The organism is Bacteroides bouchesdurhonensis (assembly GCF_900155865.1).
Classification (GTDB): Bacteria; Bacteroidota; Bacteroidia; order Bacteroidales; family Bacteroidaceae; genus Bacteroides; species Bacteroides bouchesdurhonensis.
In genome coordinates, this window is record NZ_LT707006.1 from 261,349 (window position 1) to 277,601 (window position 16,253).

Annotated in this window: 7 protein-coding genes and 1 pseudogene; 4 read left to right on the plus strand and 4 right to left on the minus strand. The window is 37.6% G+C overall.

The features are described from left to right. Positions 1-140 precede the first annotated feature (140 nt). Entirely contained in the window at positions 141-4,232 is a 4,092-nt protein-coding gene (locus CZ225_RS01055; protein ID WP_077152685.1) for a hybrid sensor histidine kinase/response regulator transcription factor, read from the minus strand. A 276-nt stretch (positions 4,233-4,508) separates the two neighbouring features. Here CZ225_RS01055 and CZ225_RS01060 point away from each other — a divergent pair, with 276 nt between their 5' ends. The 3 genes from CZ225_RS01060 (at position 4,509) to CZ225_RS01070 (ending at position 10,241) form a co-directional block, all read left to right on the plus strand. Continuing rightward, complete coding sequence (locus CZ225_RS01060; RefSeq protein WP_077152686.1) at positions 4,509-5,696, plus strand: glycoside hydrolase family 76 protein; 1,188 nt, start codon at positions 4,509-4,511, stop codon at positions 5,694-5,696. A gap of 111 nt (positions 5,697-5,807) precedes the next feature. Next, positions 5,808-7,847, plus strand: coding sequence for a beta-L-arabinofuranosidase domain-containing protein (locus CZ225_RS01065; RefSeq protein ID WP_077152687.1), 2,040 nt, complete (start codon positions 5,808-5,810; stop codon positions 7,845-7,847). Between the two features lie 441 nt (positions 7,848-8,288). Continuing rightward, the gene (locus CZ225_RS01070) at positions 8,289-10,241 is read left to right on the plus strand and encodes a glycoside hydrolase family 97 protein (protein ID WP_077152688.1); all 1,953 of its coding nucleotides are present in this window, start codon (positions 8,289-8,291) and stop codon (positions 10,239-10,241) included. Positions 10,242-10,326: 85 nt separating this feature from the next. On the opposite strand, the gene CZ225_RS01075 is transcribed toward CZ225_RS01070, so the two are convergent. Continuing rightward, positions 10,327-11,646, minus strand: a complete 1,320-nt coding sequence (locus CZ225_RS01075; RefSeq protein WP_077152689.1) for a Gfo/Idh/MocA family protein — start codon at positions 11,644-11,646, stop codon at positions 10,327-10,329. A gap of 336 nt (positions 11,647-11,982) precedes the next feature. On the opposite strand from CZ225_RS01075, the gene CZ225_RS01080 reads away from it, so the two are divergent. Then, positions 11,983-13,104 carry a glycoside hydrolase family 43 protein gene (locus CZ225_RS01080; RefSeq protein WP_077152690.1) on the plus strand — a complete coding sequence of 374 codons (1,122 nt, stop codon included), beginning with the start codon at positions 11,983-11,985 and terminating at the stop codon, positions 13,102-13,104. 217 nt (positions 13,105-13,321) lie between these two features. On the opposite strand, the pseudogene CZ225_RS01085 reads toward CZ225_RS01080, so the two are convergent. After that, positions 13,322-13,508 (minus strand): annotated as a pseudogene (locus CZ225_RS01085) (transposase); the annotation flags it as partial. A gap of 92 nt (positions 13,509-13,600) precedes the next feature. After that, entirely contained in the window at positions 13,601-16,132 is a 2,532-nt protein-coding gene (locus tag CZ225_RS01090) for a Kelch repeat-containing protein (RefSeq protein WP_077152691.1), read from the minus strand. Positions 16,133-16,253: the final 121 nt, after the last annotated feature.

Here is a 16,253-nt window from a genome sequence, read left to right on the forward strand (position 1 = left end):
AAGAAAGCTAAAACTTGATACACAAACTATGCTTTTGTCTCTAATAAACCTTAAAAGCCCCTTTCATTGATAAGGTTTATTTTACCTAACAAAATTGGCTACCGCCGCACTACAAATTTGCAATCTCCAATTTGGATATATTATGCGTTTACCGACTCCTCTTCTGAAATAGCCTGAATATCTTTCTTTTTCTTATTTCTATATTGTTTAGGGGTCATCTCAAACTTCTGAGCAAACACCTTATAAAATGTTCCTCTATTTGTGAATCCGGTTTTATTCATAATTTCTTCAATAGAAAGCTGTGTAGTAAGCAACAGACGCTCTACAATAGTCAGACGGTATTCCCGGATAATATCAGCAGGAGTCTTGTCGGTGATATTCTTTAATCGCCGATAGAATTGCCGCGTACTATATCCCAAAGAGTTACTAAGTAGTTCTACCGATAATTCCGAGTCTTGGATATGGCTATCGATATTCTGCATCATCTTTTCAAAGAAAGCCTTATCTTCTTTATGCAAGAAATGGCCATCATTCAATTCAAAAGCACTTAATACCGAACTATAATATTCTTTCAGATCTTCTTCACGCTGCATAAGCCTTTTCACTACCTTCTCTAGGTATTCTACATTAAAAGGTTTTGTAATATAAGCCTCAGCACCAGATTCGATACCGCGCGTCTGCTCGTCGATATTATTAAGTGCCGACAACAGAATCAAAGGAATACGACTCAGCTGTTTATCGGATTTTAATTTCTTAGCAAACGACATTCCATCCATTCCGGGCATCATTACATCGGAAATAATTAAGTCCGGCAACTGGAGAGTCAATTGTTTCAAGGCCTCATCTGCACTATACAAAGGAACAACATTGTATTTTCCGACGAAAATCTCTGTTACAAACCACAACATAGAAGGATCATCATCTATAATCATAATGGTTTGTTTGTTCTTATCATATTCAGTTGACGTGTTCTGAAGCTCTATTATCTGTTCGTCGGAAGGAAGAACGGGTTCTTCTGCCAGTTTTTCTTCCTCAACTTCGGCAGTTACTTCCAACATAGGTAATATGACCTCAAAAGTTGTTACTTCATTCGGTATACTGGATACATGAATCTGCCCGTTGAGCAAAGTCACCATACTATGACAGATTGCCAATCCTAAGCCATTTCTCGGAGAAATGCCATTCTTATTCTGCACCTCAAAGTTATCCAGGATCTTATAACGGTCGAAAATCTTAGTAAGATCAGCCTTTTCTATACCTTTCCCGGTATTGGAAATTCGAAAATAAAGTTGTTCTTCGTTTGCAAATAATTCAATCGCGATAGAACCACGCTCCGGAGTATATTTGAATGCATTAGAAATCAAATTACTCACAATCTTACTCAAGCAACTAATATCAGTATTCCAATTTACGCCTTCTTCTAGTTGTAAACGATAGTTGATACTCCGACTTTCAACCAATTCCCCAAACGATTCGGCAATGGTACGCACCTGTTCCGTAACGGGAATATGCTTAATATTAAGTTGCTTATGACCCGTCTCCAAACGCCGGAACTCGATCAATTCTAATATCAGTGCATTCAACTTCAATGCATTTTGCTGAATCATGGAAGCATATTTATGAATGTAACCGTCTACTTTGTTATATGAAAGGATTTTCTCACAAGGTCCGCTAATCAATGTCAGTGGAGTACAGAACTCGTGAGTGATATTAGTAAAGAATCGTAATTTCGACTCATACAGCTCTTCACGTTGTTGCCGGTTCATTTGTTCAATCATCACATTACGCTTCATGCGATAACGATTTACTACAAGCCAAATACAACCGGCGGCAAAAGCACTAAACAGAATGAAATAAACAACATAAGCATAGATAGTCATATACCAAGGAGGAGTAATCCGAATGATCAGTGAATATGGCCGGCTCTCTTTTCCTGTAATATTGCTCCGATATTTCACCAACAAGGTATACTCTCCCGGAGATAAATTAGAGAAAACAGCCCTGGTTGAAAGTCCATTATCAATCCAGCTATCACTTAACTCATCTATTTTATAGGAATATGTATAGTTATTCCCATTAATATGATCGACAGCAAGGAAGGAAAGATTAAAGAAGTTCTGGCTATAATCCAGTACCAATGTCTCCTGTTTATCTCCTTTCAAGAAGTCGTATATGTTATATTCTTTACCAAAAATAGACAAGCGGTTGAAATGTAATGCAGGCATATATTCTTCAGAAGTATGCTCGTTCTCACTAATTGTGATAAATCCATTGGTCCCACCAAAGAATAAGGTACCTGTATATTGATCTTTAAAGAAAGCCCCGTCACTAAACTCTGTCACCTCCAGGCCACTTTGTTGACGATATGTCTGTACGGTATTATCTCGTACCTTGAACCTCACCATTCCTTGATTGGTACTTAACCAAAGATTATTATCTCTACCCTCCAAAATACCATGAATCGTATTATTCGGGAAACCATCCATCTGGTTATATACCCGATATTCTCCCTGATGTAACCGTGCCAGGCCAAAACTCGTACCGAACCAATATCCTTGATCATTTTTATAAATAGCAAAAATATCATTTACCATCTGGTTCTCCACTACATCGTCAATGCGGCAAGGTGTCAACTGGCAGGTATGCGTATTCATTTTATAAGCACCATATCCCCGGTTCCCAAACCAAATAGTCGAATCGTTTTCCTGAAATGAAACAAAGAAATAGTTCGAAGCCCTTTTTCCACCATCCAAAACAAAACGCTTGGCAGATTTCACTTTAAGCCCGTAGCTGGAAGGATCCAATATTATTTTAACGATTCCTTCTCCTACTGTAGCAACCCACAATGTACTGTCATTAGTCTCCAAAATGGAATGGACATATTTCACTGTCTTATCATCTGCCAAAACCGGGAATTCCTTTATTTTCTTTTCCGGATACGAGTAATAATTAAGTCCGTTCTCCGTACCAATCCACAAACGATCCCACCGGCTTGTTGCAAAACTATAAATAGAATTATGCGCTAAAGAGCTATTAGCAGTTGAAAACCTCTCTACTTGCGAAGTTATCTTTCCATCCTGATTGAAATTCTTCATTTTTAGAATTCCATCACCTTTTGTTCCAACCCACAAAGACTTCTCCTGATCCAGAAACAAAGAACGTACCGGATTATTTACCCTATATTCAGGCGCATTCAGAAGCACATTTTGAATGGAAAATTCATTGGTGAAACACATATAAATTCCTTGTCCGTCGGTTCCTACCCAGATAATATCCTGAAACCGGTCCTTCATCAGGCAAAATATACCCGACTGAATATTGATAGGATGTATCGCATACTTTGACTTCGAATTCGATAAATATTCCAATCGAATCAATCCACTATTTTTAAAGCCGATGAAGAAATCATTTTTTTGTTTAATGATAGAGGAGACTTCTCCCCGGTGATGTATTTCTTCTTCTAAGTCTGCCACATAATACATCCTGCGATTACGCAGTTCACATTCATAAAGCGAATAAGTATTATCTATAAAATAAAGCATTCCATCCTCCACAAACGCCCATAATACAGGCTCAGGATGATTAAAATAGTTGCAAGGTATCAAGGAAACCTGATCTCCATTTTTCTCTATCATATAACTCCGGTTATCATTGCCCGAAGAGAACACCCAAAGAATGCCGAAGCTATCAATTTTCAACTGTTGGACCTTCTCAAAATCGATCTTCTCAACATTAAGCCTCTGAAAATCTTTGGCTCCCGGATAATAATAGTAGATATAGCCATCATCTTTAATAATAAAATAATCACCATCCGGACTTTTATCCATAAAGTTAATGTCCTTGAACTGTTTAAAACTCTGTATCGTTTGATGACGGATGTCAAAACGGTCCAGACCATAATTGGTCTGTATCCACATTACATCTTCTTCGCCTTCCATCACTCTATCTATCAGATTGCCGGAAAGACGATTGTTTAAGTTAGCAGATTTATATAATCCCAGATAATTACCGTCATAAACGTTCAATCCATCACAAGAACCAATCCATATCACTCCATGGCTATCTTGACACATGGAAAGAATGGCACTGTTAGACAACCCGTTTTTACTTGAGAATTGTCGTAACGTATATGAAGCATCTGCCTTCGGAGCGATCAAAAGGAGAGAAATAATTAGTAATAAAGTACTATTTAAAAAGAATCTCTTTTTTATCCAATAGTTGTGTTTCTTCATGAAGTAGTTTCCTAATTTTAAAACGTGATGTCCAATTTGTCGGAAAGATATGTAAAATAAGGAAAAGCTCCAAAGCCTATGCAGAAAAATCATCTGTAATGTCTCCTTTTTAATTGAACAGAAGTACGTATTTAGGACACATATATATATTCTGACGCCATTTAAGCAGCAACAGACATAAATGTCACAAGTTCATATATGTTTTTTATTAATTTGCGATAACTTTGTATCGTTATCCGGTATTAAACTTTGAATTTAATTAATCATTAGAATAATATGAAATCACTACGCCTTTTATTAAACATTGTATGTGTAGCATTACTCGCCAGTTGTGCCTCAACCAAACAAGCAGAACCTAATTCAAATTTGGAGAGAGCTCAGCAAACACTGGATTCTCTTTATCAAAATTATAGTGCACCCAATACTTGCTTACTTCGTGAAAACTATCCTTTCAACAAGAATCATAAAGTGACCTACTTAGCGTCGGAAGAGCAAGCAAATATACCTAACCAATATTCTTATTTATGGCCTTACTCGGGTACGTTTTCAGCAGTTAATGCTTTGTTGGAGACCACCCAAGACAAGAAATACTTAAAGTTATTGGAGAAACAGGTATTACCGGGATTAGAAGAATATTTTGATACCAAACGGACTCCAAATGCATACGCATCTTATATACGGACTGCTCCTACTTCAGATCGCTTTTACGATGATAATATCTGGCTAGGCATTGATTTTACTGATACTTATCAAGTTACAAAAGATCCCAAATATCTGGATAAAGCCAAATTAATATGGGAATTCATTGAAAGTGGAACAGATAGTTTACTGGGTGGAGGTATCTATTGGTGCGAGCAAAAGAAGGGATCTAAAAATACTTGTTCTAATGCCCCCGGATCTGTTTATGCATTAAAACTATTCAAAGCAACTAATGACAGTGCCTATTTTAAGAAAGGTAAAGAGTTATACGAATGGACACAAAAGAATCTGCAAGATTCAACAGATTATCTTTATTATGATAATGTACGCCTTGACGGAAAAATAGGAAAAGCTAAGTTTGCTTACAACAGCGGTCAAATGATGCAATCAGCTGCTTTATTATATCAATTAACCCAAAATCCCGCTTATTTAAAAGATGCTCAAAACATAGCTAAAGCGTGTCATAACTATTTCTTCACAGACTTTATACCTTCTACAGGAACACCTTTTAAAATGATAAAGAAAGGAGATATATGGTTTACTGCTGTTATGCTTAGAGGATTTATCGAACTATACAATACAGATCATAATAAAACCTATATCGACGATTTCAACAAAAGCTTGTCTTATGCTTGGGAGAATGCCCGGGACGAGAAAGGCTTATTCAACACAGACTTAAGCGGTAATAACAAAGACAACAAAAAATGGTTATTGACACAAGCAGCCATAGTAGAAATGTACGGACGTCTTGCCGCTATCAAATAAGAAATTTGATTATGAGAATAAAGTAGGGATGTTATACAAAAGATGATTGTCTATTATCAACCAATAATTTATATAGAAAAAACAGAGGATAACATATTAAAAAAATAGATTATGATTACGTATAAGGTATTAAGATTGTTTTTCTTATTTATGAGTATTATCTGCTACTCCAACTTATGGAGTAGCGAACTTCAACCTCGGCAACAACACAATCACTACATAAATAATCGCTACCCTCTACAACGTAAGGCTTTTATTGAACTTCCATTGGGAAGCATTAGAGCCAAAGGATGGTTACAAGAAATGCTAATACGCCAAAAGAATGGGGCGACAGGGCATATGGATGAACTTTATCCGCAAGTGATGGGGAGCCGCAATGGATGGCTGGGAGGAGACGGAGACCAATGGGAAAGGGGACCTTATTGGATTGACGGACTTCTCCCATTAGCCTACATCCTGAATGATCAGGAACTAAAAAACAAAGTACAGCCTTGGGTAGAATGGGCACTGAAAAGCCAACGTGAAGATGGATTTTTCGGACCGGAGAAGGATTATCCCGGAGAACAGGGTCTCCAACGTGACAATTCTCACGACTGGTGGCCTAGAATGGTAGTTCTGAAGATTCTGCAACAATATTATTCTGCTACCAATGACCAACGGATACTCTCATTCATGAGCCGTTATTTCCAATATCAATTAAAGACATTGCCAGAAAAACGCTTGGGACACTGGAGTTTCTGGGCAGAATTTCGTGCTTGTGATAATCTACAAGCTGTATATTGGTTATATAATCTCACAGGAGAACCATTCTTATTAGATTTAGGCAAGTTAATCCACAGCCAAAGTTTCAGCTTTGTAGATATGGTGCAACGGGGGGATTTGAAGAGAATCAATACGATTCACTGCGTGAACCTGGCTCAGGGAATTAAAGAACCGATTATCTACTACCAGCAAGAACCGGACAAGAAATATATTCATACTGTAAAAGAAGCTTTTAAAGATATCCGTCAATTCCATGGACAACCACAAGGGATGTACGGTGGAGATGAAGCACTGCATGGTAATTGCCCTACTCAGGGTTCTGAATTATGTTCTGCTGTTGAGTTGATGTATTCTTTGGAGAAGATGATGGAAATTACCGGTGATATTGACTTTGCAGACCATCTGGAAAGAATTGCTTTTAACGCTCTGCCCACACAGATATCAGACGATTTCATGACTAAGCAATACTTCCAACAAGCTAACCAAGTAATGATAAGCCGCCACCGAAGAAACTTCGATCAGGAACATGGAGGAACTGACTTGACTTTCGGAATATTGACCGGATATCCCTGTTGCGCTTCTAATATGCACCAAGGATGGCCCAAGTTTACACAGAACTTATGGTATGCAACTCCAGATAATGGACTTGCAGTGATGGCTTATTCTCCTTCTGAAGTAACCGCTAAAGTGGGCGATGATTGTGTAGTGACTATCAGTGAAGATACTTATTATCCAATGGATGATAAAATAAGTTTTACCATCCAGGAGATAAAAAACAAGAAAAAAGAAACTACTTTTCCTCTCTATTTGCGTATACCCAAATGGTGTAAAAAGGCAGAGATATGTATCAATGGAAAACCGGATCAATCTGCTGAAGGAGGAAAGATGGTAATCATCAATCGCACATGGGCCAAAGAAGACCGAATCGACCTACATCTCCCAATGGATATTTCAACTAGTACCTGGTATGAAAATGCTGTAGCAATAGAAAGAGGTCCATTGGTATATGCGCTTAAGATGGAGGAAAAATGGGAGAAAAAGGAATTTAACGAGCCTTGGTATGGTCCTTATTATTATCAGGTAACCTCATCAGAACCTTGGAATTATGGACTTATTAGCTTTGACCGTAATAAAGTGAATGAGGTTGCAAAGATAAATATAGATCCGGCTAAACAGAAATCAGAATTTCCCTGGAATACAGAGAATGCACCTATTGAAATTAAAATGAAAGCGAGAATTATACCGACCTGGCAACTTTATAATGAAATGGCTGGTCCTCAACCTTTCTCATTCTGTAGTGGTGCCGAAGGGACTGAAAAGGAGATTACATTGATTCCTTATGGATGTACAACACTTAGAATTTCAGAGTTTCCTATCGTAGGAAAATAAAAATGATATAGAAGAGTGTTCCGGATGAGTTTTCATCCGGAACTTTTCTGAGTTGTTACTCTATTCATTAATAGAAATGGGGGAGATTTTATAGCCACAACGCTGACGAAGTTACTAACTTGACACAAAATATTTCCGATATCTTTTTGCCTGCATAAATAGAGAACCTTCTCATATACCAATTAAAATGTAAATACAATCATGGTAAGAGGTTTTGGTATAGGATTCTTTGAAGGAATGTCATTTGTAGAAGAATAAACTCTTTTTCGAGAAGTGGGATATAATGAGTAATGCTGAAAATTCTAAGTGATGAATTTTATTACTTCAAGAGTTATTTTTTAGGAATGGAGAATAATATGCAAAATTAAAATACTTATATTTGCAAATGTTGCAACACTAAACATCAAACATTGAATATTACACCATAACAATCTAACAAAAATGAAAAAGTATTTCCTTTTATCCTTATTCGCCTGTTACTTATCATTAAGTGCACAGGCACAAAAAAATTTGGAACTGGTTTCTCCCAATGGAGATATTAAAGTATCCGTTCGTCTTGCCGATAAAATCTATTATGATGTATCTTGTAATAATGAGGTTTTATTGAAAGACAACTCACTACAGCTTAAGCTGAAAAACCAAACTTTAGGAGAGCAACCTAAGCTAGCAGGACAGAAACGAGCTAGTATTAAAGAAGAATTGACTCCTATAGTACCGTTAAAGTATTCATCTGTAAACAACGAATACAACCAACTTCTGCTTAATCTCAAAGGTAACTATTCCGTAGAATTCCGCGCATTCAACGACGGAATCGCTTATCGTTTCATCACTCGGCAGAAGGGAGATATCGAAGTATTCGGAGAAGATTTTTCATTGCAATTCCCTGCAGATTATTTGTTACACTTACAACAACCGGGAGGATACAAGACTGCTTATGAAGAGCCTTACACACACGTTACAAGCCAATCATGGCAACCTTCAGACAAAAGATCTGTGCTCCCAATACTCATTGATACAAGGAAATCTTATAAAATTCTGATCAGTGAATCCGATTTATCAGATTATCCTTGTATGTTCTTGCAAGGTACAGGGAAAAACGGTGTAACTTCTACTTTCCCTAAAGTCCCCCTTGAATTCGGTGATGATGGGGACCGTAGTCTCAAAATCCTGAAAGAAGCAGATTATATTGCAAAGACTAAAGGTCAACGAAATTTTCCATGGCGTTATTTTGTGATTACAAAGGATGATAAGCAGATATTAGAAAATACAATGACCTATAAATTGGCTACCAAAAACCAGTTGCAGGATGTATCATGGATCAAACCGGGACAAGTAAGCTGGGAATGGTGGAACGGAGCTACTCCTTATGGACAGGATGTGACATTTAAAGCAGGCTGTAACCTGGAAACATACAAATACTTTATTGACTTTGCCTCTAAGTTCGGTATTCCTTATATTATAATGGATGAAGGTTGGGCAAAAAGTACTCGTGACCCTTATACTCCTAATCCGGATGTAGACCTTCATGAATTGATCCGTTACGGAAAAGAAAAGAATGTAGGTATTGTTTTATGGCTGACATGGTTAGTAGTAGAGAATAATTTCGATCTATTTAAAACATTCAATGAATGGGGAGTAAAAGGAGTGAAAATCGACTTTATGGACCGTAGCGACCAATGGATGGTGAACTTTTATGAACGAGTTGCTCAAGAGGCAGCCAAACATCATTTATTTGTTGATTTCCATGGCTCATTTAAACCGGCAGGTTTGGAATATAAATATCCGAACGTGTTATCTTACGAAGGAGTGAGAGGTATGGAACAAATGGGTGGTTGTGTACCCGATAATAGTGTTTATCTTCCTTTCATGAGAAATGCAGTAGGTCCCATGGACTATACTCCGGGAGCTATGATCAGCATGCAACCAAATATTTACCGTTCTGAACGTCCAAACTCAGCAAGTATCGGTACACGTGCTTACCAGATGGCTCTGTTTGTTATCTTCGAAAGTGGATTGCAGATGTTGGCAGATAACCCTACTTTATACTATCGTAATGAAGATTGTACACGCTTCATTACTCAGGTTCCTGTTACTTGGGATGAAACAGTTGCTCTGGATGCAAAAGTAGGTGAATACGTAATTGTAGCCAAACGTAAAGGAGAAAAATGGTACATCGGTGGAATGACCAATAATAAAGAGAATGAAAGACAGTTTGAAATTAACCTTGACTTCCTGAAAGATAATAAAACTTATCGTCTTACTTCATTTGAGGACGGTGTCAATGCAGGACGTCAGGCAATGGATTACCGGATTAATTCTTCAAACGTTAAGAAAGGGCAGAGAATTTCTGTTAAGATGGCTAGAAACGGAGGATTTGCAGCTGTTTTGGAATAAGTCATTTGGTATTTGATCACAATAGATTATAAAAAAACTACGGCAACATATATTCCCGTAGTTTTTTTATTTTGCATTAGAAGTATTATTCCAAAGTGTATGGTTTACGATAATCATAATGAAGCTTCTTTGTCGCTTCCGGATCGTTTACAAATTTCTGTACGATAGGATTCCATTGTAGAGGTCTATTAAGCTCATAGGCAATGTTACCCAATGTACATACTGTACAAGAGCTATGTCCTACTTCAACAGGAACATTCGGATCACGACGTGAACGGATGCAATCAATGAAGATTTGATAATGCGGTACATTCGTTTCATAAACAGCCTTTTCATCGACCTTTTTAGGCATAAATTCAGGAGAAGAAGCAAGGAACTCACCACGACAAACTTGAATCCAACCATTTTCACCGATAATCTTGATTCCTTGTTTACCACCATCAAACTTTTGTTGTGTCATTTCGATACCGTTATCATAACGGAAAGTAAGACAGTCATAAGGACTTGCTGACGGTGGAAGAATCTCCACTGGGCCAGAGCCATCTTTTCCAATAGCCCATTGACCGATATCGAACATATGCGCTCCCCAGTCAGTCGTGTAACCACCACCCATTCCTTGATACCAACGCCATGCTCCCCAGCATTCATCACTTCCATTTTCGTTGAGCAATGGATTTAATTCATGATTGTAATGCCATTTTGTATCCAAAGGACCGAGCCATAGGTCCCAGTCAAGTCCTTTCGGAACTTCTTGCTTCGGTAAATCATATGGTTTTGGTCCATCTCCCACATGAGCTTTCATAAGTGATATTTTACCCAACATACCTTCGCGGGCAACATTGGCGGCATGGATGAATTCATTCATGGAACGTTGCATGCTACCAACCTGCAAAATTCGGGCATTCTCACGAACAGCTTTAACAAGTTGTTGTCCTTCATAAATGGTGAACGTAAGCGGTTTTTCGATATATATATCTTTTCCTGCACGACAAGCGGCAATTGCCATTAATGCATGTTGATGGTCGGGACTTGCAATAACTACAGCGTCAATGTCCTTGCGGGCAAGAAGTTCCTCGTAGTGGATATACATATCCAGCTTGTTCTTGATACCTTTATCTGCATAATACTTATTCACGCGGTTTTGGAAACGGTCACGTTTGATGTCATAAACATCACAACCGGCCACAATACGTACATCAGGGATAGTAATGAAACCTGCCATGAGATGAATTGCCTGTTGTCCCAGACCGATGAAACCGACATTAATTTTATCGTTTGCCTCAGTTTTTTTAGATTTTCCGGAAACCGGAGCTGGGTTAGCAGAAGCTGACCAGGGTGCAATTAAAGAAGAAAGTCCAACTGCTGATAATCGCAAGAAGTCTTTTCGAGTCATTTTATAGCTCATGTTATCTACTAGTTTTTTAAGGTTAAAAATAAGAGTAATTAGAAATTGGTCTAAAGTTATATGTTTTTTTTAGAATACGTATAAATAGATGTCTTTTTATGAGATAACCGAAGAGAATTAATTGTTTTCACTGCTATTGGATTGTGTATAACACTCAACCAAAACGATTGTTAGCACATCAATAATCCAAACTCATGCATCTGCCTACCCTCCGGATGATAGAATTCGTTGAATTATTAGCATGAAAGAGATAAAATTATTACTTTTGAACATTTTCCGGCTATAAAGTAATAAAACACCTGACTAATATAAACAATATAACTTAGACAAATAAAGATGAGAAAGGTTAACAAATTCGCAATCTGGGCATTTGCTCTGTCAAGCTTACTGCTTTCTTCTTGCGTGACGAAGGTAAAAGAAAATCAATCCCAACCGACAGTATCCATAAATCCGCTACCGGTAAAGTTTGGAGATCCTTATGTATTATTGGCTTCAGACGGTATGTATTATATGTATGGAACCGGCGGTGGAGCTGTAGATGGATTTAGTGTATATTCCTCGCCTGATTTGGTGAACTGGAAGGATGAAGGACAGGTTTACCGGGGTAACATCGAAGGTTCATGGGCAGTAGCCAACTTTTGGGCACCGGAAGTATATGAACGAAATGGTAAGTTTTACATGCTGTTCAGTGCAGACTGGAAAGTAAACCCAACAAAAGAATTGGAGAATTTCCGTATTGGGGTGGCTGTAGCCGATAAACCGACCGGTCCCTTTAAAGAACTTTCTTCAGCTCCTCTGTTCGACCCTGGCTATCCTGTAATAGATGGTAATCTGATAGATACCGAAGACGGGCGTACCTTCCTGTATTATTCCCGTTGCTGCTATAAGAACCCAGTAGAAAGTGAGATTGCAGAACAGGCAAAAAAAGAAGGTAAATTTGATGAAATAGAAGAAAGCTGGATTTATGGTATTGAGGTAAAACCTGATTTAACAGGGGTAATTGGTGAACCGATCCTGTTGCTCCGTCCACCGGTAAAATTGGATGATAAGCAATCTGAATGGGAAAGCCGTTCCGTAACTACCGGAGAGGTGAACCGCCGCTGGTCGGAAGGTCCTTATACCTTTAAGAAAGGGGACACTTATTATATGATGTATTCGGCTAATTATTTCGGGGGAAAGAACTATGCAGTAGGTTATGCTACTTCCAAGAACCCGCTCGGTCCATTTATCAAATCGCCTGATAACCCAGTGTTGGAAAAGAACATAGAAAAAGGCGGTATTGTGACAGGTACCGGACACAACAGTGCTACCTGGTCGAAAGATGGTAAACAGATGTATTGCGTTTATCATGGCCGCACGGAAAAAACAGGAAATGAGCGCGTGGTATTTATCGACAAAATGGGTGTGGATGAAGATGGACGACTGTATGTAGAGGGTCCTACCACTGCACCAGAATAAAACACGTAATCCTGTTTTAACCCAACAATAGAATTCCCCGGAATTGCTTCAACTCTATCAAACTTTATTTTGAGAAGGTCACTTTTTGATGGCAATATCCTTCTATCATATGAAGATAAACCATCTCTCATATATTGAAAGAGATAATATTTATGATGCAATTTCGGGGAAATCATTTAAATAACGTGAGTTCAATATAAACTCAAAAAATAGTAGATTATCCATCATAGACAAAATTAAGTTCAATGGTGGGTTTCTTTTCAAAGAAACAATATGTTGCTATAGCCTCCAATGAATTGGCAATGAAGTTATTGAACAAACGATGTCTGAAATATTCAATCTGTACAATATTCTTCAAATTGTCATTGACCGTCTCAATCAAGTTTTTTTCTAAGCAGTATTTTAAGGCTAGGAAGGGTTCTGTGACACATTTGAAATGAATTTATAAATTTGGAAGTTACAAACTAGATTTTAGTCGTCTTTTCTCTGATATAAACTACACATTCTTTTTCTCTTGTAGCAATTCTTCTATAGTTTTTTTATAGTCTTCTCCCATACTTTTACGGTATTCAATAATAAATATGGAGTAGACCTTAGAAAGGTTTGCAAAATCATTCAATTTCTTGTAAGAACGCATGCAATATGACAAAGCCTGTTCATTGAGAGGATCTCTTTGCAACATAATGAAACAAATTCGCAACACATAAGAAAACTCATTCCGTTGATAATATATAGGCAGATCCTTAGGTAACAAAGAGAAAATGATATCTTCCGAATATTGTTTGTATTTGTCATACAGAGAATACTCCTCGTTTTCCAGCAACTGCCCTCTTTCCCAGATATTCAGGAAAGACTCACAAGACTGTGGATGTGTAGCCAAATGATCATGTAAACTGAAGTAATCACAGTAACAGATATTTGTATCTATTGAGATTTTAAAAATACCTCTCTCATAGACAAGTTTGATACCATCTAACTCCGACAATGCCTTACGAAGATTACTAATAGTCACACCTTTCAGATTCTTTGCCTTATCTTCCGGCTTATCAGGCCAAAAAATCTCATTTAACGAAGAAGAATTAACACCTGCTCCTTTTCCTGCACTATCTAACAAGATATATAAAAAGATGTATTTCAATTTTTTACTAAATAGATAAGTAATGTCACGTCCGGTCCTACCATAAATCGTGAATCGACCATACACATAGATCTTATTACATTCTGCCTGCTGCTTAACTGCCGGACTTATACTTGTCGAACCAGAAACTTCTTCTTCATCTCTCTTTATACTATTAGTAAGATAAATATATGATGAAACATCAGTGGCAGTTTTATTATTGCCGTTCCCAGTTCCTTTCTTTTTTTGGAGGACATATATAAATACTACCCCTCCAAGAATTAGCACCAACAATGCTAAGAAGGAGAAAAGCCATTTCAGAGACCCCATATCTCCTTTTTCCATTGAATAATATTCCATCTCGGCATTACCGACAGGAGGAGCCGCCAACGTATAAACTACTGCTTTTACCTGCTTAGCGTATTCATCTACTTCCTGAGTCACACAATAGAACTCATTTAGTACCGGATTATGAAACAATGAAACGGTAGACTTAATGGAACCAGAAATGAAAGGGATAGAGTCGCCCAATTGTTCCATATCACCATTTTCTACTGACATCCGGTACAGCTCCAAATAAGTAGATTTAATATATTCAGCATAACGAATGGTATACAATGATTTCTCGTCTTCTGATAAAATCATTTGTTCGGACGGCACTCTTTTTTCTTCGATCGGATGACTCCAATATTTCTTAATAGTCCGTCGCTCCAGATCTACTCCATACAAATCATTATAATAATCATGACCGATACTCTGATCACCGGACTCATTTCCAACTCCTCCATAAATATATAGATAGTTCCCTTTTCCGGAGGATACCATTGAGGAGTAAAAACGAGGTGCTATATTATCTCCTTCAAAGTGAAGCGTATCCCATCTGTCCTCCGATGCATTATAAGTCAGGAATCTATTGTTATACAATCTGTTACCGAACCCACCAAATACCAAATAACGATTATTTTGTTTATCCCAGAAGCCATTATGATGATGTAACTGAACCTTGGTAAATGCTTTGCCTAATGGTTGCCACATAAGAGTTGATTGATCTAAAGAAGCCATCGTAATACTTCCTATCGGCAAGTTATTGATTTCATAAGCACAGATATTTCCGGTTGCTCCATTGATATAGTTCGTACCCAACTGCATTTTTACCGGCATTTCATTGGCATAAGGTCTTTTCAAAGATTTCTTTGTATCTACCTGGTAAGTGAAGAAAGAGTCCGGAGTGATAAACTGTATTTCTTGTGCTTCAAGATTAAATTTGGCCCCCATAGATATGGACGAATTAAATGTTGCCACCCGTTTCCAATGATAAGAATCATTAATTAACCAATAGGGATTTATCACCGTTCCTCTTATTTTACCTCTACTGTCATGCACAAGATTCCCTTTACTTTCATTCAACAGAAAGCTATAATTCTCCGCTTTATCCGACACTCTCAATTTCCTGATCGAAAAAGCCGGAACATCTACCAGATGTTCCCTTCGTCCGAAAATAAGCATAGGTTGTACATGCTGCAACTGTGTCACAAGTCCGATATCGCCATCAGTACTTTGACTGCCTATCGCCATCCTGCTTCTTCCTGACAAAAAATCGATATGCAGTTTCACCCTCAACCAGTGCGATATAATCGAATCACTAGCCATGGTAATAGCAATATGGTTCTTTTTTCCTTCTGTATTGAATTTAAAAATACTTGTCTCATTATTCACAGAAGTATAGGTCAGACTATATGCATCATGGTTTTCAGGATCAATCAAATGAAGCAAGTAACCGAAGGTATCGCTCTGAGATATTTTCAGATCAAATTCAATATCAACATAATCGGAAAAGACTGGCAGTTTATCCTTATCAAAAAGAGTGTAAGAAGTCCGTTGCTCAATAGGTAACTTATTTCCATAGAACATTAAACCCTGAGCGTTTAAATGAGGAATTGCAATTAGTAGTATTATCAGTTGAATAAATAAAAACTTATATTTTGTGTTGACGACCATAATATTAGGACTTACTTTGAGACAAAGATAGAAT